General features: G+C 69.5%; 20 protein-coding genes. 8 read left to right on the top strand and 12 right to left on the bottom strand.

What is annotated here, in order from left to right:
- Positions 1–64: 64 nt before the first annotated feature.
- Positions 65–1246, bottom strand: coding sequence for a multifunctional CCA addition/repair protein (locus AC1DJH_RS19855; RefSeq protein WP_478186875.1), 1182 nt, complete (start codon positions 1244–1246; stop codon positions 65–67).
- A 165-nt stretch (positions 1247–1411) separates the two neighbouring features.
- Between AC1DJH_RS19855 and AC1DJH_RS19850 the strand changes: the two genes are divergently transcribed.
- On the top strand, positions 1412–2137 hold the full coding sequence (locus AC1DJH_RS19850) for an OmpW/AlkL family protein (protein ID WP_478186874.1): 726 nt from the start codon (positions 1412–1414) through the stop codon (positions 2135–2137).
- A gap of 28 nt (positions 2138–2165) precedes the next feature.
- Here AC1DJH_RS19850 and AC1DJH_RS19845 read toward each other — a convergent pair whose 3' ends face one another.
- From AC1DJH_RS19845 to AC1DJH_RS19835, 3 genes are all read right to left on the bottom strand, one after another.
- The gene (locus AC1DJH_RS19845; RefSeq protein WP_478186873.1) at positions 2166–2849 is read right to left on the bottom strand and encodes a glutathione S-transferase family protein; all 684 of its coding nucleotides are present in this window, start codon (positions 2847–2849) and stop codon (positions 2166–2168) included.
- 104 nt (positions 2850–2953) lie between these two features.
- Positions 2954–3532 carry an MgtC/SapB family protein gene (locus AC1DJH_RS19840; protein WP_478186872.1) on the bottom strand — a complete coding sequence of 193 codons (579 nt, stop codon included), beginning with the start codon at positions 3530–3532 and terminating at the stop codon, positions 2954–2956.
- A gap of 75 nt (positions 3533–3607) precedes the next feature.
- Entirely contained in the window at positions 3608–5650 is a 2043-nt protein-coding gene (locus tag AC1DJH_RS19835) for a lytic transglycosylase domain-containing protein (RefSeq protein ID WP_478186871.1), read from the bottom strand.
- Between the two features lie 9 nt (positions 5651–5659).
- Here AC1DJH_RS19835 and AC1DJH_RS19830 point away from each other — a divergent pair, with 9 nt between their 5' ends.
- Positions 5660–6277, top strand: coding sequence for a 5-formyltetrahydrofolate cyclo-ligase (locus tag AC1DJH_RS19830; RefSeq protein WP_472126359.1), 618 nt, complete (start codon positions 5660–5662; stop codon positions 6275–6277).
- A gap of 31 nt (positions 6278–6308) precedes the next feature.
- Here AC1DJH_RS19830 and AC1DJH_RS19825 read toward each other — a convergent pair whose 3' ends face one another.
- A complete protein-coding gene (locus AC1DJH_RS19825; RefSeq protein ID WP_435482623.1) occupies positions 6309–7292 on the bottom strand; it encodes a LysR substrate-binding domain-containing protein in 984 nt (327 codons plus the stop codon).
- A 183-nt stretch (positions 7293–7475) separates the two neighbouring features.
- On the opposite strand from AC1DJH_RS19825, the gene AC1DJH_RS19820 reads away from it, so the two are divergent.
- Complete coding sequence (locus AC1DJH_RS19820) at positions 7476–7796, top strand: DUF2917 domain-containing protein (RefSeq protein ID WP_472126354.1); 321 nt, start codon at positions 7476–7478, stop codon at positions 7794–7796.
- A gap of 81 nt (positions 7797–7877) precedes the next feature.
- Here AC1DJH_RS19820 and AC1DJH_RS19815 read toward each other — a convergent pair whose 3' ends face one another.
- Positions 7878–8282 carry a BLUF domain-containing protein gene (locus tag AC1DJH_RS19815; RefSeq protein WP_472126352.1) on the bottom strand — a complete coding sequence of 135 codons (405 nt, stop codon included), beginning with the start codon at positions 8280–8282 and terminating at the stop codon, positions 7878–7880.
- A gap of 88 nt (positions 8283–8370) precedes the next feature.
- Between AC1DJH_RS19815 and AC1DJH_RS19810 the strand changes: the two genes are divergently transcribed.
- Positions 8371–9141: a Crp/Fnr family transcriptional regulator gene (locus AC1DJH_RS19810; protein WP_478186870.1), complete on the top strand. Its 771-nt coding sequence runs from the start codon at positions 8371–8373 to the stop codon at positions 9139–9141.
- 19 nt (positions 9142–9160) lie between these two features.
- Here AC1DJH_RS19810 and AC1DJH_RS19805 read toward each other — a convergent pair whose 3' ends face one another.
- Positions 9161–10018: a DUF6279 family lipoprotein gene (locus AC1DJH_RS19805; protein ID WP_478186869.1), complete on the bottom strand. Its 858-nt coding sequence runs from the start codon at positions 10016–10018 to the stop codon at positions 9161–9163.
- A 31-nt stretch (positions 10019–10049) separates the two neighbouring features.
- On the opposite strand from AC1DJH_RS19805, the gene glmU reads away from it, so the two are divergent.
- Positions 10050–11513 (top strand): bifunctional UDP-N-acetylglucosamine diphosphorylase/glucosamine-1-phosphate N-acetyltransferase GlmU, encoded by a 1464-nt coding sequence (glmU, locus tag AC1DJH_RS19800; RefSeq protein WP_478186868.1) that lies wholly within the window; start codon positions 10050–10052, stop codon positions 11511–11513.
- 10 nt (positions 11514–11523) lie between these two features.
- On the opposite strand, the gene AC1DJH_RS19795 is transcribed toward glmU, so the two are convergent.
- Positions 11524–12015, bottom strand: coding sequence for an Lrp/AsnC family transcriptional regulator (locus tag AC1DJH_RS19795; protein ID WP_478186867.1), 492 nt, complete (start codon positions 12013–12015; stop codon positions 11524–11526).
- Positions 12016–12153: 138 nt separating this feature from the next.
- On the opposite strand from AC1DJH_RS19795, the gene glmS reads away from it, so the two are divergent.
- A complete protein-coding gene (gene glmS / locus AC1DJH_RS19790) occupies positions 12154–14043 on the top strand; it encodes a glutamine--fructose-6-phosphate transaminase (isomerizing) (RefSeq protein ID WP_478186866.1) in 1890 nt (629 codons plus the stop codon).
- A 28-nt stretch (positions 14044–14071) separates the two neighbouring features.
- Here the strand turns inward: glmS and AC1DJH_RS19785 are convergent, their stop codons facing one another.
- The 3 genes from AC1DJH_RS19785 to AC1DJH_RS19775 form a co-directional block, all read right to left on the bottom strand.
- On the bottom strand, positions 14072–14545 hold the full coding sequence (locus tag AC1DJH_RS19785; RefSeq protein WP_478186865.1) for a nuclear transport factor 2 family protein: 474 nt from the start codon (positions 14543–14545) through the stop codon (positions 14072–14074).
- Positions 14546–14664: 119 nt separating this feature from the next.
- Positions 14665–15810, bottom strand: a complete 1146-nt coding sequence (locus tag AC1DJH_RS19780; RefSeq protein ID WP_478186864.1) for a sensor histidine kinase — start codon at positions 15808–15810, stop codon at positions 14665–14667.
- Entirely contained in the window at positions 15807–16532 is a 726-nt protein-coding gene (locus AC1DJH_RS19775; RefSeq protein ID WP_478186863.1) for a response regulator, read from the bottom strand. Before AC1DJH_RS19775 ends, AC1DJH_RS19780 begins: the two co-directional genes overlap by 4 nt.
- A gap of 139 nt (positions 16533–16671) precedes the next feature.
- Here AC1DJH_RS19775 and AC1DJH_RS19770 point away from each other — a divergent pair, with 139 nt between their 5' ends.
- Positions 16672–17064, top strand: a complete 393-nt coding sequence (locus tag AC1DJH_RS19770; RefSeq protein ID WP_478186862.1) for a carboxymuconolactone decarboxylase family protein — start codon at positions 16672–16674, stop codon at positions 17062–17064.
- A gap of 22 nt (positions 17065–17086) precedes the next feature.
- Here AC1DJH_RS19770 and putA read toward each other — a convergent pair whose 3' ends face one another.
- Positions 17087–20857: a trifunctional transcriptional regulator/proline dehydrogenase/L-glutamate gamma-semialdehyde dehydrogenase gene (gene putA, locus AC1DJH_RS19765; protein WP_478186861.1), complete on the bottom strand. Its 3771-nt coding sequence runs from the start codon at positions 20855–20857 to the stop codon at positions 17087–17089.
- Positions 20858–21011: 154 nt separating this feature from the next.
- On the opposite strand from putA, the gene AC1DJH_RS19760 reads away from it, so the two are divergent.
- Complete coding sequence (locus AC1DJH_RS19760; RefSeq protein ID WP_478186860.1) at positions 21012–22067, top strand: hypothetical protein; 1056 nt, start codon at positions 21012–21014, stop codon at positions 22065–22067.
- Positions 22068–22076 lie beyond the last annotated feature (9 nt).

Below are 22076 nucleotides of genomic sequence, written 5' to 3'. Positions count from 1 at the left end.
TGATCGAAGGCCTGCCCCCATCCCAGCCTTCCCCCGGGAGGGGAAGGAGCAAAGCCCGACAGCCTCAGGCCAGCGACGCAGCCACGGCTTCCACGCGCGCCCGGTGAATCGCCTCGCCGATCTTCGGCCCCGTGGCGCCGGCCTGCTGGGCCGCGCGTGCCACCACGTCGGTGGGTACGGCCGCGGCCGTTGCCAGCACGTCCAGCAGCCGAGGGCGCTGCGTGTATGCGCTGAGCGCGGCGGGTGCTGCGCCGAGCCGGCCGTGCGCATCGCACTCGCAGGCCAGCAGCACCTCGGCGAAGCGCGCGGGCTTGCGGAACGCGTCGCAGCGCTCCAGCAGGCGCACCAGCCCCGTGGCGTCGAGCGCGTCGCTGCCGTGGATGTGCGCCTGCTCGCGCGCCACCACCTCGGCCAGCTCGCGGATGTCCACCGGCACCCGCCAGCGGTCGCACACCGCCTGCAGCGCGGCGATGCCGGGCGCGGCGCCCCGGCCCAGGTCGTTCACCAGGCAGGCGAAGCGCACCGCCAGCGAGCCCTGCAGCCGCGCGCCGGTGTCCACCACCGCCATCAGGCGCCCGCCGGTGTCGATCTCCGGCAGCAGCACGGCCAGCGCGCCGCAGTCTCGCAGCACCTCGAGCATGCGCGAGGGTCGTGTTTCCATCAGCCCGCGCGACAGCTCCTGCCACACGCGTTCGGGCACCAGTGCGTCGACCTCGCCGGCCACCACCATCTCGTGCATCAGCGCCATCGTCTCGGGCGCAACGGTGAAGTCGTCGAAGCGGGCGGCGAAACGCGCCACGCGCAGGATGCGCACCGGGTCTTCGCGAAAGGCATCGGTCACATGGCGAAGCACCTTGTCGCGCAGGTCGCGCTGGCCGTGGAAGGGGTCGGCCAGCGTGTCGGGCGTGGGCTCGAAGCGGCCGTCGGCACTCACCAGCTCGGCTGGCAGCGCAATGGCGTTGACGGTCAGGTCGCGCCGGGCCAGGTCCTGTTCGAGCGTGACGTCCGGCGCGGCATGCACCGTGAAGCCGCGGTAGCCCGGCGCGCTCTTGCGCTCGGTGCGGGCCAGCGCGTATTCCTCGCGCGTGCGCGGGTGCAGGAACACCGGAAAGTCGCGGCCCACGGGCAGGTAGCCGCGGGCCGTCATTTCTTCGGGCGTGGCGCCCACCACCAGCCAGTCGTGGTCGGACACCGGGCGCCCCAGCAAGCGGTCGCGCAGTGCGCCGCCGACGAGAAAAATCTTCATCGGCGCAGTGTAGGGATACTCCTCAGCCGTAAAAAAGAACGGTCGTTCGATAATCTTCGGCGCAGACCGGGCAATCGTTCGTGAAAACGGCGGTTTTCAGCGGCAGTCACAGGCCGAGGCTCGCATCCGCAGGGGGATCTTTCAACCAAAGGAGCAATTCACATCATGAAGAAAACAATGCTTGCACTGGCGGCTCTGGGCGCGCTGGTGTCCGGAAGCGCCATGGCGCAACAGGCCGGTGACTGGGTCGTGGGTGCCGGCTGGTTTCATCTGTCGCCGCAGGATTCGAGCAAGCCGCTGACAGTGACCGCCCCGATTCCGGCCGTGCTGCCCGGCTCGGGCGCCAGCGTGAGCGACTCGGACACGCTGGGCCTGAGCGCCATGTATTTCCTGGACAGCCACTGGGCGGTGGAAGGCGTGTTCGGCGTGCCGCCGAAGTTCAAGCTCAACGGCACCGGCACGCTCGACCGCGTCGGCCAGCTCGGCGAAGCGCGCCAGTGGAGCCCGACCATTCTGGGCAAGTACTACTTCAACGAAGGCACGTCGGCCTTTCGTCCGTTCGTGGGCGTGGGCGCCACCTATGTCTGGTACAGCGACGTCAAGCTGACCTCGAGCCTGCAGGGCGCGCTGGCCAGCCAGTTCCGCCAGTCGCCGTTCGCGGTGAACACCACGGCCAAGCTCGACAGCTCTTTCGCTCCCGTGATCAACGTGGGCGCGGCCTACCAGTTCGACAAGCACTGGGGCGTCTCGTTCTCGGTGTCCTACATCCCGCTGAAGACCAAGGCCAAGCTGACGACCACCTCCATCACCGGCCTGCCCGTGGCCAACAGCGAAGCCAGCCTGAAGCTCAATCCGATCGTCACCTACGTGTCGGCGACCTACAGGTTCTGACACTGCGCCTCGCGCCTCCTCGGAGACCTTACCGCCCCGTGCGGTAAGGCTCTTCGAACTGCAGGAAATCCTTTTCCGCCAGTGCGTCGTCGATCCAGGCCTTCACGCCCGGCAGCGCCTGCACGCGCTCGATGTAGGCCGAGAGCTGCGGCGGCACCGGCAACCCGTAGGTCTTGATGCGCGTGCCGATGGGCGCGAAGTAGGCGTCGGCAATGCTGAAGGTGCCGAACAGCATCGGACCGCCGTGCGCGTCGAGCAGGCCGCTCCACATCTGCACGATGCGCGCGAGGTCGCTGGCGACTTCGGGCTGTTCCTTCAGCAACCGGGCGCCCACCTCGGGCAGCGAGGCCTCGATGTTCATGCCGCAATGGCCGCGCAGGCCGCCGAAGCCCGAATGCATTTCGGCGCAGACGCTGCGCGCGCGTGCCCGGTCGGCCGCCGCGGCGGGCCAGAGCTGCTTGCCGGGGAAGGTCTCGGCCAGGTATTCGGCAATGGCCAGCGTGTCCCACACGACGAGGTCGCCGTCGACCAGCAACGGCACCTTGGCCACCGGGTTGAGCGGCGCGATGACGCTCTTGAACGTCGAATCGGCGTCGAAGGAATCGAAGCGCACCATCACCTCCTCGAAGTCGATGCCGGCCTGCTTCATCAGCACCCAGGGGCGCATCGACCACGACGAGTAATTCTTGTTGCCGATGTAGAGCTTGCGCATGAGAGGGGCCTCCGGTCCGTTGCGGGTGAAACAAAGCCTTCGATGCTAGCCGGGCGCCGCAGCGGCATTGATGCCCAACGCAGCGCGAATTGATGCGCCCGCGCTCAGCGGCGGGGTGCGTCGTCTGGCGAGGCGATGACCCGGGCCGTCGACCGGGCCTCGTCCTCGTTCCGGTTGCCGTTGCCATTGCCGTTGCCGGATGCACGTTCGAGCAGGCCCACGAGGCGCGGCACCAGCGACAGCACCGCCAGCGCCAGCAGCGCGCTGAGCACGGCCGTGGCCTCGCGGCCCAGCCCGCAGGCCATGCCGATGGCGGCCGTCATCCACAGCCCTGCCGCGGTGGTCAGGCCCTGCACATGCGACTCGTCCTTGCCCTGCTTGAGGATCGTGCCTGCGCACAGGAAGCCCACGCCCGCCACCAGCCCCTGGATCACGCGGCTCATGTCGGCCGGCACGATGCCGGTCTGCTGCGGAATGAGCACGAACATCGCCGAGCCGATGGCCACCAGCATGTGCGTGCGCACGCCGGCCGCCTTGCCCTGCTGCTCGCGCTCGAAGCCGAGCACGAAGCCCAGCACCGCGGCCAGCGTCAGGCGCAGGATGATGCGCGTGAGCTGCGCCACGTCGGTCACGTCCGAGAACTCGGACGCGATGGTGTCCAGCACTTCGTCGCGCCAGCTCATCGGCGTGCCTTGGTGCTTCGCACCGCGGTGCGAGCTTGCTCGGGGCGGCCCGGCGCGGCGCTCATGCGGCGGACCTCAGGGCAGGTCCTTGTTCGGTTCCGGCTCGGCCGCGTCGCGCGGCCCCACGCGGCCCAGGCGCTCCTTCAGCGACTGCGGCCGGCCGCTGATGATGGCGGCGTAGTTGGTGGTGTTGGCCAGCACCTTCTTCACGTAGTCGCGCGTCTCGTTGAAGGGCACGTTCTCGGCCCAGATGGCGGCCTCGACGACCGGGCCGTTGCGCCAGCTGCGCGGGCGGCCGGGGCCGGCGTTGTAGGCGGCGGCGGCCAGCGCCATGGAACCGTCGAAGTCGTCGAGCGCCAGCTTCAGGTAGTTGGTGCCGATGGTGATGTTGGTCTCGCGGTCGTTGATCTGGCCGGGCGTGAAGTCGGCCAGGCCGATCTTGCGGGCCGTCCAGCGCGCGGTGGCGGGCATGACCTGCATCAGGCCCGAGGCGCCGACGCCGGAGCGCGCGTCCATGATGAAGCGGCTTTCCTGACGGATCAGGCCGTACACGTAGGCCGGGTCCAGGCCGATGTCCTGCGCCTTGCGCAGCACCGTGTCGTGGAACGGCATGGGGAAGCGCTGCTCGATGTCGACCACGCCCTTGGTGCGCTCGCTGGTGTTGATGCAGCGGTCCCACACCTCGCGCTGGCAGGCGAAGTCGGCCGCTGCCAGCAGGGCGCGGTCGTCCATGCCGCCCTTGTCGTGCAGGTTGGTGGCGTAGTTCCATTCGCGCGTGCCTTCGGAGCGCAGGCCGATGGCAATGGCGTAGAGGCCGCGCGCCAGCGCCGGGTTGGCGCGCGCGGCGGCTTTTTCCTCGGGCGTGAGCGGCGCGGGGCGGGTGGCGGCCACGGTGCGCTGGCCCAGTTCTTCGAGCGCCAGCATCTCGTAGAAGCCGCGCGAGCCGGCAATGCTCTGGTAGAGCTCGCGCGCCTGGGCGCGGCGCTCTTCGCTGCGCTCGGTGGCGAGCGCGCGGGCCTTCCAGTAGACCCAGGTGGGGTCGAGCTGGGCGGTGTCGCTCATGGCGTTGATGGCCGGTGCCACCTCTTTCCACTGGCCGGCGCGCAGGGCGGCGCGCACGCGCCAGCCGAGCATGTCGTCGGACAGGTCGCTGTTCCTGGTGACGTTGCCGAAGTAGGTGCCGGCCTGCGGCCAGAGCTTCAGCGCGGCGGCGCGACCGATGGTGCCCCAGAGCCAGTTGCGCTCTTCGGCCGAGAGCATCGGGCCCCACTTGCTGTCGAGCTGCGCGGCCGCCTGCTCGGGGTCGGCAATGGCGACCTTGACGAGCGCCAGCACCACCAGCTCCTTGCGCGACTTGGCGGCCACGAAGGCGCGGCCGGTCAGGAACTTGGCCGAGCTGGCGTTCATTTCCTCGAACAGCGGCAGCGCGTCGGGCGCGGCGATGGCGACGGCGCCGCGCGCGGCCTGCGGGCGGTTGGCCTCGATCGCCAGGCGCGCCTTCTTCCAGACGTCGTTGGGGGCCAGCAGGCGGGCCGCGAACATGCGGTCGGCGGCGGTGAGGCAGCCGTCGTCGGCGTCCTTCTGGCTGAGCCAGTCGCGGCGCACCTCGTCGGCCTGGGCCTGCGTGGCCGTGCCGGTGCGCAGCGTGTCGGCCAGCACCGCGTAGCAGCGCACCTGCGGGTCGTCGCCCATGCGAAAGCCGGCCACGGCGGCGGAGAAGTTGTCCCAGTCGCGGCGCTGGCCCGTGAGCAGCAGCCAGTCGTTGCGCAGACGGTCTTCCTGGTAGGTGCCGGGGTAGCGCGCGAAGAAGTCCTGCACTTCGTTGGGAGCGGCTTCCTGCAGCCGCGCCTTGAGTTCCCAGTAGGCAGCCCAAGGTTCGAGGGCATGGCCGCGTGCTTGCGGCAGCAGGCCCGTCAGGCGGGCCTTGTCGCCGCGCTGGAAGGCCTGCTTCATCTGGACGAGCACGTCGTCGTTGGTGTTGTTCTGTGCGGCGGCGGGTTGCTGTGAAAGCAACGCGGCGAAGGCCAGGACGGCGGAAAAAACCAGTGCGGGTGCTGTGCTGCGCTGGTGGACGCGGTGGCTGGTGCGCTGGGGTGCCAAAATGCTTGGGAACTGCATCGGGGGATTATGGACAAGTCAAAGGATGCCGACACCTCGGCGACGGCGAGTTTTCTGAAGGATCAACTGCGCAAGGCATTGATCGAACAACGCCTGGCGATGCCGGACCGGCTGACACGCGCGGACCTGCTGCAACGCGTGATGCGGATCTGGCTGGTCGGGCGGCCCGACACCGTGATCGGCGCCTACTGGCCGATCAAGGGAGAGTTCGATCCGCTGCCTGCGTTGCATCGTTGGAAGGAGGACGGCGAGCTCATGGAAGAAACCCAGCGCCGCCGCATCGGACTGCCGGTGATCAACAAAGTTCACAAGACGCTGACCTTCCATGCCTGGTACCCGGGCTGCCAGATGGAAGAAGACGCCTACGGCATTCCCAAGCCGAAGGACACCGAGCTCATCGTGCCGACATTGTTGTTCGTGCCCTGCGTGGGCTACAGCGCGGGCGGCTACCGGCTGGGCTACGGGGGCGGCTTCTACGACCGCACGCTGGCCGCCCTGGAGCCGCGGCCGTTCACCGTGGGGCTCGGGTTCACCCACGGCTTCCTGGAAGACTTCGAGCCCGAGGCGCACGACCTCCCGCTGGACGCCATCCTCAATGACAACGGCGTGGTCTGGCCGATGAGCTGAGCCGAGGTGATGCGGCCCTGCGATGGGCCGGTCAGTCGATGTCGTCGACCGTGTCCGGGTCCGGCACCTCGCCGATGGTCTCCCGGGTGGTGGCGGCCTGCAGTTGCAGCCAGTCCCAGAAGGCCCGGATCTCGGGTCGCAGCGCGTTGCGCGGCCCGGCGATGAGCCAGTAGGCCATGGGCGAATCCATCCGGTGCTGCGGCAGCACTTCCACCAGGTCGCCGTTGGCCAGGCTCTCGGCAATCAGCGAGCTGCGCGCCAGCGTGATGCCCTGGCCGGTCAGCGCGGCCTGCACCATCTGGTAGGCGTAGTTGAAATAGAGCCAGCGCTTGGGCTGTGCGCGCTCCAGCCCGTTCACCTCGAACCAGCGCCGCCAGGTCAGCCATTCCAGGTGGGTGCGGTGGGCGTCGCCGGCCTCGATGAGCGTGAAGCGGGTGATGTCGGCGGGCGTCCTGATGGGCGGGTTGCTCTTCAGCAGCCAGGGGCTGGCCACCGGCGTCAGCGTTTCGCCGAACAGGCGCACGGCGGTGGGCGGCATGGTCTCGCGCGGGCCGTAGCGCAGGGCGATGTCCACGTCGGCCACTTCGAGGTCGACCGCCACGTCGCTGGCGTCGATGCGGATGTCGATCTCGGGGTTGTCGCGCTGGAAGGCCTCCAGCCGCGGAATGAGCCACATCGAGGCGAACGACGCAAAGGTGGTCAGCGACACGCTCTGGCGTCCCGCGCTCTGGCGGATCTGGCGCACGGCCGTGTCGATGCGCGGCAGCGACTGCTGCACCGCCAGCAGCAGCAGCGCGCCGGCGCTGGTGAGCTCCACGGCCCGCGTGTGGCGCAGGAACAGCCCCACGCCCACCTCTTCCTCGAGCGACTGGATCTGGCGGCTCACGGCCGACTGGGTCAGGGCCATCTCCTCGGCGGCGGCACGGAAGTTCAGGTGCCGGGCCACCGCCTCGAAGGCGCGCAGGTGGCCGGCCGAGATCGGGCGGGAGCGCAGATGGGTTTGCGAATGTTGCATGGGTGTGACTTGGGTGGGCGAATCCGCGTTTTGATCCATTGATGCGGGAATCGCATCAGTAGCCTACCTCGTTTTCATTGGACTCAGGGCGCCCTGGAAACGATCATTCATTCCCGAACTGCGCTATTGCCCCCGTCTCTGTCTGACCGGCCGGCGCTTCCGGAAAGCCCAAGGAGTTTCAACATGTCCACCGCCGTCTGCACCACCGAATCGCTCTCGCCCCTGTCCGCCGCCGCCCGCACCGCTGCCGCCATTCCGCCGGCCGTTCGCCGCGGCGCCTGGCAGATCGCGCCCGGCGAGGCGATGAGCCTGAAGGCGCGCACGGCCAGCGTGTTGCGCGTGAAGCAGGGCCGGGTATGGATCACGCCCGACGCCACGCTCGCCAACCCCAGCGAAGACCTGGTGCTCGCACCGGGCGAATCGCTGGCGGTGGCCGCGGGCCAGCGCATCGTGATGGAGGCGTGGGACGGCTACGGCGCGACCTACAGCTGGGACAACGCCTGATTGTTCGGCCTCCAGGAGCTCAAAAGGCGGCCTCGGCCGCCTTTTTCTTTTTGAAGCTTCTTTCAGCCCATGGCGGGCCGTTCAGCCGTTGATGTCGAAGCTCGGCAGCAGTGCCAGGAAATGCCGCAAGGCCACCTCGCCGTCCAGCACGTGCACGCCCGCCATGAGGTCGGGGCCTTCGCTCTCGGCCAGGCCCATGCCGAAGCCGCTGTAGCGGCGCACCGCCAGCGGCGCTTCGTAGACCACCCGGATGTCGGTATGGCGCGGGTCCTTCTCGATGCGTTGCATCAACGTGTCGATCGCCTCGCGCGGGCCTTCCAGGTGCTGGCAGAAGCGCATGCCGTCGAAGACCAGCAAACCCGTGATGCCGCGCTCGGCATTGCGTGCGCGGGCGCGGGTGGCGATCGTGCCCACGGTGGTCGGGGGCAGGTCCTGGGCAAGCGTGCTGCAGTAGAGAACTTCGTGAAACGGTGATGCTTCGGTCATGTGTCTTTGAGGAATCGCAGCGCAGTCTAGGTACCCCTTCGACGCGGCGAAATGTAAAAAGACACAGCCGAAACGCCTATAGTGTCGCGTGAAATTCGAGGACTACCCCGCCGCTGCCCCGCCGCCTCAAGGTGCGAATCCGTGTGACGACTGCGCGTTGCGCAAGCTGGAGGCTTTTCTTCCGTCGTCCGAGGAAGAGCTCAAGACCATCCAGTCGTTTCGCGCCGGCGCCCGGCGCATCGAATCGGGTGGATCGATCATCGACGAGCACCGCAGCAGCCCGCTGCTCTTCACCCTCTATTCGGGCTGGGCTTTCCGCTACAAGACCCTGAGCGACGGCCGCCGGCAGATATTGAGTTTTCTGTTGCCCGGCGACTTCATCGGCCTGCAGGACGAGTTCGCCGACGGGCAGACGCACGGCGTCGAGGCCGTGACCGACGTCACGCTGTGCGCTTTTTCGCGCGACCGGCTCTGGGGCCTGTTCCACGCCCAACCCAAGCTCGGCTACGACATCACCTGGCTCGCGGCGCGCGAGGAAAAGCTGGTGGACGACAACCTCGTCACCGCCGGACGGCGCAACGCCAGCGAGCGCGTGGCCATGCTGCTGATGCAGCTGTACCGCCGCGCCGAGCGCGTGGGCATGGTGCGCGACGGCTGGGTGGAATTTCCGTTCAACCAGCAGCACATTGCCGACGCGCTGGGGCTGTCGCTGGTGCACACCAACAAGACGCTGCGGCGGCTGCAGCGCCTGGGGCTCTACAAGATCGACACGGGCTGGCTGCGCATCCTGGAGCCGCACGCGCTCGAAACGCTGGGCGACTACTTCGAGCGCCCGATGCGCCCGACCCCCCTCATCTGACGTCGGCGCCCCGGGCTGCTCAGTGAGCCGCCACCACCAGCTGTCGCAGGTCCTCCTGGTACGCCTGCAGCCGGCGCACCGCCTGTGCGCGCTGGCTTGCCGTGGCGCCGTTGTGCAGCGCGGCCGTGTTGCGGCAGCCTTCTTCCAGCAAGGCCTGCTGCTGGTCGCGCCAGGGGCCGGGCGGCGGCTCGGCGATGCGCTGGATGTAGCCGTGCAGCGCGGCGCGCGCCTCGCCCGGCGAGGGCTTGCCGGCGACGAAGCCGCGCAGCAGCACCAGCGCCTCCTGCTGGCGCTTGCGGCGCTCGGCGTCCGCCAGCCGCGGGTCGAACACCGACTGCGCCACCTGCGCTTTCAGCAGGTCGCGCTGCTCCGGGGTCAGTCGCCCGTAGAAGTCCTCGGCGCGGTCCAGGAACTGGTCGTAGCGCTTCTCGTGCACCTGCGCCGGGGTGCGGTCCAGCCAGTCCTTGCGGAAGTCGGCGTTGTTCTTGGCGTATTTGCGCTCCAGCTGCTGCAACTGGACGCCGGTCAGGCTCAGCGCCAGCTCGGTGCCGGCGGGCTCGGCGCGCTCGGTCACGGCCAGCAGGCGCTCGCGGATGCGCTCGGCCATGGCGCAGACCTGCTCGGGCGTCACTTCGCCGGGTGCCAGCGCCTGCGCGTCCTGCAGCAGTGCGGCCAGGCGCGGCAGCTCGTTCTGGCGGTGCCAGGCCAGCAACTGCGCGAGCTCGTCGCGCACCTTCGGGGTCTGCTCGCTGTCGAAATCCAGGTAGCCGTCGAGCCACCAGTAACTCACCGTGGGCAGGTTGTTGTAGGCCAGCTTGATCGCGCTGCAGGCGCCCAGTGCCGCGGCCAGCAGCAGCACGCCGATAATTCGCGCCACCGCAGCGCAACGAAATCGGGAAGAAAAACGCATGAATCAGACTCCGCAACAAGACAACCAGGGGCCGGTCGACGTCGTCATCATGGCGGCCGGCAAAGGCACGCGCATGAAGAGCAAGCTGCCCAAAGTGTTGCATCGATTGGGAGGCCGTGCATTGCTGGCCCATGTGGCCGGCACCGCCGCGCGCATCGGCGCGCGCGATGTGGTGTTCGTGACCGGGCACGGCGCGGCCGAGGTGGAGGCCGCCATGGCCTCGTTCGCGGCCGGCATGACGGGCGTGACGGGCATGACGGGCATGACGGGCATGACGCAGCGCTTTGCCCGCCAGGAGCCGCAGCTGGGCACCGGCCACGCGGTGCAGCAGGCCGCGCCGCTGCTCGCGGACGACGGCACGGTGGTCGTGCTTTCGGGCGACGTGCCGCTGATCGGCGAAGAGACCCTGCGCGCGCTCATCGCGGCCAGCGCCGGCGAACGCCTGGCGCTGCTGACCATCGAGTTCGACGACCCGAGCGGCTATGGCCGCGTGATCCGTTCGGCCGCTGGTGGCGAAGTGACCGCCGTCGTCGAGCACAAGGACGCCAGCGAAGCCCAGCGCGCCGTGCGCGAGATCTACAGCGGCGTGATGGCCGTGCCCGCGCGACTGCTCAAGGGCTGGCTCGCGCGGCTGGACAACAAGAACGTGCAGGGCGAGTACTACCTGACCGACGTGGTGAAGTTCGCCGCCGCCGACGGCGTGCCCGTGGTGGCGCACATCACCACCGACGCGCTGCAGGTGGCCGGCATCAACAGCCCGGCCCAGCTCGCGGCGCTCGAGCGCGCCTGGCAACTGCGCCAGGCCGACGCGCTGATGTCGCAGGGCGTGCGCCTGGCCGACCCGGCGCGCTTCGACCTGCGCGGCACGCTGGACTGCGGCACCGACGTGGAGATCGATGTCAACTGCATCTTCGAAGGCGCGGTGTCGCTGGGCGAAGGTGTGCGCATCGGCGCGAACTGCGTCATTGCCAACGCACGCATCGAGGCGGGCGCGGTGATCCACCCGTTCACCCACATCGAAGGCGAGAAGGCCGGCGTGAGCGTGGGCGCCGGCGCGCTCATCGGCCCGTTCGCGCGCCTGCGGCCGGGCGCGCAACTGGGTGCCGAGGTGCACATCGGCAATTTCGTCGAGGTGAAGAATTCGACGCTGGCCGCCGGCGCCAAGGCCAACCACCTGGCCTACCTGGGCGACGCGACCGTGGGCGAGCGCGTGAACTACGGTGCGGGCAGCATCACCGCCAACTACGACGGCGCCAACAAGCACCGCACCGTGATCGGCGACGACGTGCACGTGGGCAGCAACTGCGTGCTGGTGGCCCCCATCACCATCGGCGCGGGCGGCACCATCGGCGGCGGGTCGACCATCAACAAGTCGACCGAGCCGGGCGCGCTGACCGTGGCGCGCGGCAAACAACTGAGCTTTGCCAACTGGAAGCGGCCACAGAAGAAGCCCAAGGCCTGAGCGAGTCTCCTCAGGCGGCGGGTGACAGCGGCAGCCGAGGCTCGAACTTCGCCCGCTTGAGGCTGAAGAAGGCCTTCACGTTGCGCACGTTCGCATCCGCCGTGAACAGGCGCTGCGTGAGCGCTCCGTAGTCCGGCATGTCGCGCGCCGCGACCACCAACACGAAGTCCGGCCCCGGCGACACACGCCAGCACTGCTGCACCGCGGCGTCGGCAATCACGCGGGTTTCGAAGGCGTCGAGCGAGGCCGCGTCCTGCCGGTCGAGCGAGATTTCGACCACCGCCTGCAAACCGTGGCCCAGCACTGCGGCGAGCCGGTCGGGCGACAGCAGCGCCACCTGGCGCTCGATCAACCCGAGTTCACGCAGGCGCTGCACGCGGCGCAGGCAGGTCGGTGGCGAGATGCCAATGTCCGAGGCCAGGCGCTGGTTGGTGTGCGAGGCATCGCGCTGCAGCGCGTCGAGCAGGCGCAGGTCGGTTGAATCGAGGGATATTGATTCCATATATGAATAAATTATGGAATAAAAATCCAATTCGACGAAGTTAAGAAATAAAAGTGCAAAAAAACAATAACTAAGAAAACATATTTCTCCTCTGTCTCCCTACCATCCAGTCTCTTCTTCATTCAAAGGCAGCTCACCATGTGCGGCATCGTCGGGGCAGCGTCCCATCGCAACATCGTTCCGGTCCTGGTCCAGGGCCTTCAGCGGCTCGAATACCGCGGCTATGACTCGTGCGGCGTGGCGGTGCATGCCGGCGGCCTGACGCGGGCGCGCACCACCTCGCGCGTGGCGGACCTCGTGACGCAGGTGCACGACGACAAGGTCGAAGGCCTCACCGGCATCGCCCACACGCGCTGGGCCACGCACGGCGCGCCGGTCGTGCACAACGCGCACCCGCACTTCAGCCACGGCCCCGGCGCCGATGCGCAGGGCGCGCGCCCCGGCCGCATCGCGCTCGTGCACAACGGCATCATCGAAAACCACGAACCCCTGCGCGCCGCGCTCGAAGCCAAGGGCTATGTGTTCGAGAGCCAGACCGACACCGAGGTCATCGCCCACCTGGTCGACAGCCTCTACGACGGCGACCTGTTCGAGGCCGTGAAAGCCGCCGTGCTGCAACTGCACGGCGCCTATGCCATTGCCGTGATCTGCCGCGACGAACCGCAGCGCGTGGTCGGTGCGCGCGCGGGCTCGCCGCTGATCCTGGGCGCGGGCAAGGACGGCGCGGAGAACTTCCTCGCCAGCGACGCCATGGCCCTGGCCGGCGTGACCGACCAGATCGTCTACCTGGAAGAGGGCGACGTGGTCGACCTGCAGCCCGGCAAGTACTGGATCGTCGACAAGAACCACAAGCCGCTGTCCGCGGAACAGCGCCCGGTGCGCACCGTGCTTGCGCACAGCGGCGCGGCCGAACTGGGCCCTTACCGGCACTACATGCAGAAGGAAATCTTCGAGCAGCCGCGCGCCATCGGCGACACGCTCGAAGGTGTGGAGGGCATCGTGCCCGAGCTGTTCGATGGCATCGGCCAGGACGGCGCCACCGGTGCCAGCGCGCACCGCGTGTTCCAGGACATCGACAAGATCCTCATCCTGGCCTGCGGCACCAGTTACTACAGCGGCTGCACCGCCAAGTACTGGCTCGAAGGCATCGCGAAGATCTCCACCCAGGTCGAGATCGCCAGCGAGTACCGCTACCGCGACTCCGTGCCCGACCCCAAGACGCTGGTGGTCACCATCAGCCAGTCGGGTGAAACCGCCGACACGCTGGCCGCGCTGAAGCACGCTCGCTCGCTCGGCATGGAACAGACGCTGACCATCTGCAACGTGGCCACCAGCGCGATGGTGCGCGAGTGCAAGCTGGCATACATCACGCGCGCCGGCGTGGAAATCGGCGTGGCGTCGACCAAGGCCTTCACCACGCAGCTGGCGGGCCTGTTCCTGCTCACGCTCGCCGTTGCGCAGGCCAAGGGCCATTTGAGCGATGCCGACGAGGCGCGCTACCTGAAGGAGATGCGCCACCTGCCGGTCGCGCTGCAGTCCGTGCTCGCGCTCGAGCCGCAGATCATTGGCTGGGCCGAAGACTTCGCACGCAAGGAAAACGCGCTGTTCCTGGGCCGCGGCCTGCACTACCCGATTGCGCTCGAAGGCGCGCTCAAGCTCAAGGAAGTGACCTACATCCACGCCGAGGCCTACGCCGCCGGCGAGCTCAAGCACGGCCCGCTCGCGCTGGTGACGAGCGAGATGCCCGTGGTGGCCGTGGCGCCCAACGACGCGCTGCTCGAAAAGCTCAAGAGCAACCTGCAGGAGGTGCGCGCGCGCGGCGGTGTTCTGTATGTGCTGGCCGACGGCGACACGCAGATCAGGAGCAGCGAAGGGCTGCACGTGATCCGCATGCCCGAGCACTACGGTGCGCTGTCGCCGATCCTGCACGTGGTGCCGCTGCAGCTGCTGGCGTATCACACGGCAGTAGCGCGCGGCACCGACGTGGACAAGCCGCGCAACCTGGCGAAGAGCGTGACGGTGGAGTGAGGCGGGGCCGGTCCGCCGGCGCCCCGTGTCAGAACATCGTGTTGTCGTGCGCCAGCTTCTCCGGCACCTGCTGCATGACGTCCCAGTGCTCCACGATCTTCGCGTTTTCCACGCGGAAGATGTCGACGATGGCGGTTTCCGGTGCGCCCGGCGCGCTCACCGACTGCACGTGCAGCACCACCAGGTCGTCCTGCACCACCACGCGCTGCACGGTCGCTTTCAGCGCGGGGTTGGCCTTCTTCAGGTAGCCGTTGACGAATCCCTTCAGGCCCTCGATGCCGTCGGGCGAGCGCGGGTTGTGCTGCACGTACCGGGGGCCGATGTATCGCACGGCCGCATCGAAATCCTTGCGGTTGATGGCGGCCTCGTAGAACGCGAGCACCACCTCCTTGTTCGTCTGTTCCTGGGGGCTCAGCGCGTGCGCCGAGAGACTGGCCAGCGAAACGCACGCGGCCATCAGGAGTCGGCCGGGCACAGGGGAGAAAAGGGTCGTGAGGGTCATGGCGGCTGGCCGCGCGCGGCGGCATGCGAAGTTGAACGGGAAGGAGCCGCGATCTTTTCCTTCGAATGTGTCCGCCGCATCGCCGGTTTGTGTCGTGGCCGACACACGGCGCGCGTCGCTCAGCCGCGCGACAACACCACCTCGGCGCGCAGGCCGCCGCCCGCGCGGTTGCTCAGGCGGATGTGCGCGCCCTGCCGCAGCGCAAGCTCGCGCGCTATGTAGAGGCCCAGGCCGGTACCGCCCGTGTCCCGGTTGCGCGACGGCTCGAGCCGGAAGAAGGGCTCGAACACGGCGTCCAGCTGCGCGCTCGGAATGCCCGGCCCGCGGTCGTCCACCACGACGGCGATTTCGCCGGCCGCAATGCGCACCGACACGTCGGCCCGCCCGGCGTAGCGCACCGCGTTGCCCACAAGGTTGCCGATCACCCGGCGCAAGGCCGCCGGCTCCGCGCGCACGACGTCCGAGCCCTGCCCGGGCGGCGGCACCGTCAGGCCGACGGCCTGCCCCTGCTCGGCCATGTCGTCGGCAAGCGATTGCACCAGCGCCACGACGGCGGTGTCCTGCAGCGCCTGCGGCGTCCCCAGCGCATCGCCGCGGAATACGCCGAGCACGGTGTCGATCAGCGCGTCCATCTCGCGGATGTCGTCGACGCAGCGTTGTTGCAGCGCCTCGTCCATCCGGTTGTCCGGTGCGCCGAAGCGCATGCGAAGGCGAGTGAGCGGCGTGCGCAGGTCGTGCGACATGGCCGCCACCATCAGCCCGCGCGTCCTGAACTGCTCGTGCAGCCGGCGTGCCATGGTGTTGAACACCTGCGCGGCCTCGCGCACTTCGCGCGTGCCCCGGCGCTCGTCCAGCGCCGGCGAAGGGCGCCCTCCGACCACGGAGCCGCCCAGCACCCGCGACGCAGCCACCAGGTTGCGCACCGGCCGCGAGAGCCAGCGCGAACCCAGCCACGCGGCCAGCGCGATGACGGCGATGCGCACGCCGTAGTCGAGCAGCAAGCCTTCCAGCGGCAGGTCGACGCCCGTGGCGGTTCCCGTTTCCGTCGCCTGGGCGTTCGCGCGCGCATCCGGAACGCCCGGCGTGGGCGGCAGTCCCGGAAAGGCCGAAACGCCGGCGCCGGGCGCGCGGGCCGGGGCACCATGCCCGGCCGGAAGATAGACCGCATGAACCACCAGGTAGCCCGCAAGATGGCTCGCCACCAGCGCCACCCACATGAGCAGGAACAGGCGCTTGGCCAGGGTGTCGCCCAGCAGCGCCTTCATGGGGCGACCTCGGCATCGAACATGTAGCCTTCGCCGCGCAAGGTGCGGATCAGGCCCGGTGGGTTCGCGGCGTCGCCGAGCTTCTGGCGCAGGCGGGACACGCCCAGGTCGACGCTGCGGTCGTTCACCTCCACCCCCGCCGCCCGGGTGAGATCGATCAGCTGGTCGCGCGTGAGCACGCGTCGCGGCCGCGCCACGAACGCCGACAGCAGCCTGAACTCGGCCTGCGACAGCGACACCACCACGCCCTTGGGCGACGTCAGCTCGCGCCGCAGCCGGTCGAAGCGCCAGTCCTTGAAGCGCACGCTGTGCGCTTGCGCGGGCGAAGCGCTCGACGGGCCCGGTTCGGGCGGCGCGCCCTTGCGGATGCGCCGCAGCACCGAATGGATGCGCGCGACCAGTTCGCGCGGCTCGAAGGGCTTGCCGAGGTAGTCGTCCGCGCCCATCTCCAGGCCCAGCACACGGCTGGCCGGGTCGCCGTGCGCGGTCAGCATGATCACCGGCATGTCGTGCTGCTGCTGGACCCAGCGGCACAGCTGCAGCCCGTTCTCGTCGGGCAGCATCAGGTCGAGCACCACCACGTCGAAGCGGGCGGCGGCCACGTGTTCGCGCATCTCCCGTCCGGAGGCCGCCACCGCCACGCTCATTCCGAAGCGTTGCAGGAGCAGTTGCAGCGAGGCGCGAATTTCGGGGTCGTCGTCGACGACGAGGCAGTGAGTCATGGGGCGGTGTCCTGTCGTGCCACGGCGTTGGCCGTGGCTGGGGCCGAAGCTGGGGCACATTGTCGCCATGCCTGCGGCTGCGGTGCCGGGGCGCAGGCACACAATCGGCGGCTTGCAGCCCACCCCAAGGAGACCCTCCGTGAAGCCCCAACCCATCGAGTACGCCGCCGCCTCCGACGAAGTCAAGGCCGTCTTCGACGACATCAAGATCTCGCGCAACGTGCCCGACGTCAACAACTTCTGGAAGTACCTGGCCAACGACCCGGCCACGCTCAAGCGCACCTGGGCCAGCCTGAAGGAAGTGATGGCGCCCGGCGCGCTCGACCCGGTCGTGAAGGAAATGGTCTACCTCGCCGTGAGCGTCACCAACAACTGCGGCTACTGCATCGCCAGCCACCACGCGGGCGCCGAAAAGGCCGGCATGACGCCGGCCATGTTCGCCGAGCTGATGAGCGTGGTCGGCATGGCCAACGAGACCAACCGGCTCGTCAACGGCTACCGCGTGCCGATCGACCCGGCGTTCGACAAGTAACGGGCAAAGCCAGGCCCGGCGCTCAGCCGATCGTCATCAGGCTCGCGTTGCCGCCGGCCGCCGCCGTGTTGATGCTCAGCGCGCGCTCCACCACCAGGCTTTCGAGCGGAATGCCGGTGTCGCCCGGCGCGAAGGCGCGCACGCCGACGACGGGCCCGGGCCGCGCGGCCAGGCGCTGCATCACGCCCGACAGGCCGTGCGCGCCGCCGTGGTACAGCGCGGCGTCGAACGCGACCGTGTTTGACGTCCAGTCGTTCGCAACGGCCACGCACTGCCGCACCTCGGCCGGCAGCGAGGCCAGCAGGCCTTGCGTGCCGGCATCGGCGGGCCAGATCGCGCTGCTGCCCACCGACAGCACGGCGGCCAGTTGCGTCAACCGGTCTGCTTCGTCGTCGGCCAGGCACAGCACCGCTTCGCGCGGTACCAGCGTGTAGACGTTGCGCTCGCCGGTGGGGCCGGCCAGCGTGCACGAACTGCCCGCGCGCGAATCGGCGGCAAAGCGCGCGCACTGCGCGGCCAGCGCGGTGCGCTCGGTGGCCTGCGCCCAATGCGACAGCGCCGACAGTGCGGCCCGTGGCGCGGGCGCTTCGCCCGGCACCGCGCGCGCCATCGCATCGTCTGGCCGCTTCGACAGCATGCGCAGCATGTACAGCGGCCCGCCGGCCTTCGGCCCGGTGCCCGACAGCCCTTCGCCGCCGAAGGGCTGCACGCCCACCACCGCACCGACGATGTTGCGGTTCACGTAGACGTTGCCCGCCTTCGCGTGTTCGACGACCTGCGCGATGGTCTCGTCGATGCGCGTGTGCACGCCCAGCGTGAGCCCGTAGCCCGTGCCGTTGATCTGCCCGATCAGCGCGCCCAGGTCGCGCCGGCGGTAGCGCACCAGGTGCAGCACCGGGCCGAACACCTCGCGCTGCAACTCGGCGATGCCGTCGAGCTCGATCAGCGTCGGCATCACGTAGGTGCCGTGGCGCGTGTCGTGCGCGTATTCGCGGCCCTGGCGGAAGACCTTGCGGCCCTTCGCGCGCATGGCTTCGATGTGGCGCTCGATGCCATCGCGCGCGTCCGCGTCGATCACCGGGCCCACGTCCACCGCCAGCCGCGCGGGGTTGCCGATGCAGGCTTCGGCCATCGCGCCCTCGAGCATTTCCACCAGCCGGTCGGCCGCCTCTTCCTGCACGCACAGCACGCGCAGCGCCGAGCAGCGCTGGCCGGCGCTGTCGAAGGCCGAGGCCATCACGTCGGCGACGACCTGCTCCACCAGCGCGGACGAGTCCACGACCATCGCGTTCTGCCCGCCGGTCTCCGCGATGAGCGGCACGGGCGCGCCATGCGCACCCAGGCGCTGCGACAGCGTCTTCTGCAGCAGGCGCGCCACCTCGGTCGAGCCGGTGAACATCACGCCCTGCACGCGCGCGTCCGCCACCAGCGCCGCACCCACGGTCTCGCCCTGGCCGGGCAGCAGTTGCACCGCGGCGCGCGGCACGCCGGCCTCCCACAGCACGCGCACCGCCTCGGCCGCCACCAGCGGCGTCTGTTCCGCGGGCTTGGCCAGCACCGGGTTGCCGGCCGCGAGCGCGGCGGCCACCTGGCCGGTGAAGATCGCCAGCGGAAAATTCCACGGGCTGATGCACACCATCGGCCCGAGCGCGCGGTGCGTGTCGTTGGAGAAATCGTCGCGCGCCTGCGCCGCGTAGAAGCGCAGGAAGTCGACCGCCTCGCGCACCTCGGCGATGGCGTTGGCACAGGTCTTTCCGGACTCGCGCGCCAGCAGGCCCAGCAGGCGGGGCATGCGGTCTTCGAGCAGGCCCGCCGCGCGCTCGAGCATCGCGGCGCGCTCGGCGGGCGGCGTTGCGGCCCATGTCGCGGCGATGCCCTGCGCCTGTGCGATGGCGGACTCGACATCGGCGAGCGTGGCTTCCTGCACACGGCCCACCACGTCGCGATGGTCCGCCGGGTTCAGCACCTCGGCCCCGCCCAACGCGTCGTCCGGGCGGGCGTGTGGGCGGGCGTCTGGGCTGGCGTCCGGGCGGCCGCCAGGTTCGGCGAGAAGGGGCGAGGCGTGCCAGTGCGCATCGGCGCTGTCGATCAATGCCCGACCCAGCGCACGCAAGCTGTCGTCGTTCGCCAGGTCGAGCCCGCGCGAGTTCGCGCGCTGCGCGCCGTACAGCGCCGCCGGCAGCGCAATGGCCGGGTGCGGCAGGCCGATGGCGCCTTCGACCGCGCCCAGGCGCTCCACCGTCGAGACCGGGTCTTCCACCAGCCTATCGAGCGAAATCGTCGGGTCCGCGATGCGGTTCACGAACGAGGTGTTGGCGCCGTTCTCCAGCAGCCGGCGCACCAGGTAGGCCAGCAGCGTCTCGTGCGTGCCCACGGGCGCATAGATGCGGCATGGCCGCCCGAGCGGCCCCACCACCTGCTCGTACAGCGGCTCGCCCATGCCGTGCAGGCATTGAAATTCGTACTGGCCCGGCGTGTAGCGCGACGGGTCGGCCGCCGTGTAGATGGCGGCCAGCGTGTGCGCGTTGTGCGTGGCGAACTGCGGGTACACGGCGTCGGGCGCGGCCAGCAGCCGGCGTGCGCAGGCCAGGTACGACACGTCGGTGCAGGCCTTGCGCGTGTAGACCGGGTAGCCGTCCAGCCCGTCGACCTGCGCGCGCTTGATCTCGCTGTCCCAGTAGGCGCCCTTCACCAGCCGTACCATCAGACGGTGCCGGCTGCGCCGCGCCAGGTCGACCACGAAGTCGATCACGAAGGGGCAGCGCTTCTGGTACGCCTGGATCACGAAGCCGATGCCGTTCCAGCCCGCCAGCGCCGGCTCGAAGCACAGCCGCTCCAGCAGGTCGAGCGAGAGTTCGAGCCGGTCGGCTTCCTCCGCGTCGATGTTCAGGCCGATGTCGTACTGCCGCGCCAGCAGCGTGAGCTCGCGCAGCACCGGGTACAGCTCGGCTATCACGCGTGCATGCTGCGCGCGGCTGTAGCGCGGGTGCAGCGCGGAGAGCTTGATCGAGATGCCCGGGCCCTCGTACACGCCGCGCCCGGCCGAGGCCTTGCCGATGGCGTGGATGGCGTCTTCGTAGGCCACGCGGTAGCGCTTCGCGTCTTGCGCGGTGAGCGCCGCTTCGCCCAGCATGTCGTACGAATAGCGAAAGCCCTGCGCCTCGAGTTCGCGCGCGTTGCCTAGCGCCTGCGCGATGGTCTCGCCGGTGACGAACTGCTCGCCCATCATGCGCATCGCCATGTCCACGCCCTTGCGGATCAGCGGCTCGCCGCCCTTGCCGATGAGCCGCGTCAGCAAGCTCGACAGGCCGGTTTCGCTGTGCGTGGCCACCAGCTTGCCGGTCAGCAGCAGGCCCCAGGTGGCGGCATTGACGAACACCGAGGGGCTGCGCCCCGCATGCGACTGCCACTGGCCGTGCGCGATCTTGTCGCGGATGAGCGCGTTGCGCGTCTCGGCATCGGGAATGCGCAGCAGCGCCTCGGCCAGGCACATCAGCGCCACGCCTTCCTGCGACGACAGCGCGTACTCCTGCAGCAGGCCCTGCACCAGGCCGGCGCGCCCGCTCGCGTTCTTGCGGTTGCGCAGCTGTTCGGCAATGCGGTGCGCAAGGGCGTGCGCCTGCGCAGCCAGGTCGGCCGGCAGGCGGGCCTGCGCGAGCAGCGGCGGCAACGCCTCGGGCTCGGCGCGCCGGTAGGCGGCGGTGATGGCGGCGCGCAGCGCCGAGGGCTCGGCAAGGCCGTCCGCGAACGCCGTGAAGGAAGAGGGCAGGGGGTCGGCGCTGAAAGTGCTCATGGCAAGGCTCTGTCTGGTGAGATGTTGAATGATCTGCGTCTTACAGCTGAATATATGTTCGAAGAATCGGCTCATCACAGAATAAAAAACCAGGCCCGGCGGCGCGGGAGAATCCGGTTTTCACGGTGCCAACGCTCATGGCAATGGAGTTCTCATGAACAGATGGTCATGCCTGGTGGCCGCGTGCCTCGTGCTCGGGGCTTTGCATGCGGCGGCGCAGCCTTCCGGTTGCACCGTGTCGGCCGCGCCCGATTGCTACCGCGCCTTCCAGCCGCCCGGCGCCGAAGGCACGCTGAACTACTTCGCGTCGCTGGCGCCCGCACCCGTACCCGTACCCGTACCCGTACTTGAAAATGCGGCCGGGCCCACCAAGGCGCTCATCGCTCTGCACGGGCATCCGCGCGATGCCGCCAAGACCTTCGATGCGGCGCTGCGTGCGGTGCGCAACGCTGGCGCGCTCGCCGACACGCTGGTGGTCGCGCCGGTCTTCCAGGTCGCCGCGGACAAGGCCGCCAGATGCAGCGCGCCGGGCGTGCCGGCGGCGCGGGCCGGCGACCTGCTGTGGACCTGCGCCTCGTGGCTCGAAGGCGGCCGCGCGCACAACGGCGCGCGCATCTCCTCCTTCGCGGCCATGGACGCACTGGTGGCCGAACTCGCGCAGCGCTGGCCCAGCCTGCGCACCGTCACCATCGCGGGCTTCTCGGCCGGGGCGCAGATGGTGCAGCACTACATCGGCTTCGCGGATCAGGAGCGCGCCGGCGCGGCCTCGGTCGCGGTGCGCTATGTGGTCGCCGACCCCGGCACCTGGCTCTACTTCGATGCCTGGCGCCCGCAACCGCCGGCCGACGGCACCTGCCCCGGCGTGAACCGCTGGAAGTACGGCACCGACGGTGTGCCGGCCGACCTCGGGCGCAGCGCCGCCCAGGCGCGCCAGCGCTATGCCGCCGCCGACATCAGCTACCTCGAAGGCGCGCTCGACAGCAGCGAGGCCAAGGGCACGTACTACGGCATCCTCGACAAGTCGTGCGCGGCCGCCGCGCAGGGCCCGTACCGCATGCAGCGCGGCCTGGCCTATGCGCAGTACGACCGCACGATGCTTGCGCCCGACAAGCGGCGCGAGGTCGTGGTGGTGCCGGGCTGCGCGCACGACGTGGCCTGCGTGTTCCCGTCGGAGGCGGCGCGCGCGGCCTTGCTCGGCGCTTCGCGGTGAAGGCGCATC

The organism is Variovorax sp. 10N412 (genome assembly GCF_056394985.1).
Note: the sequence above shows the minus strand (reverse complement) of the source record. Positions and strands in the feature narration are given on the sequence as shown.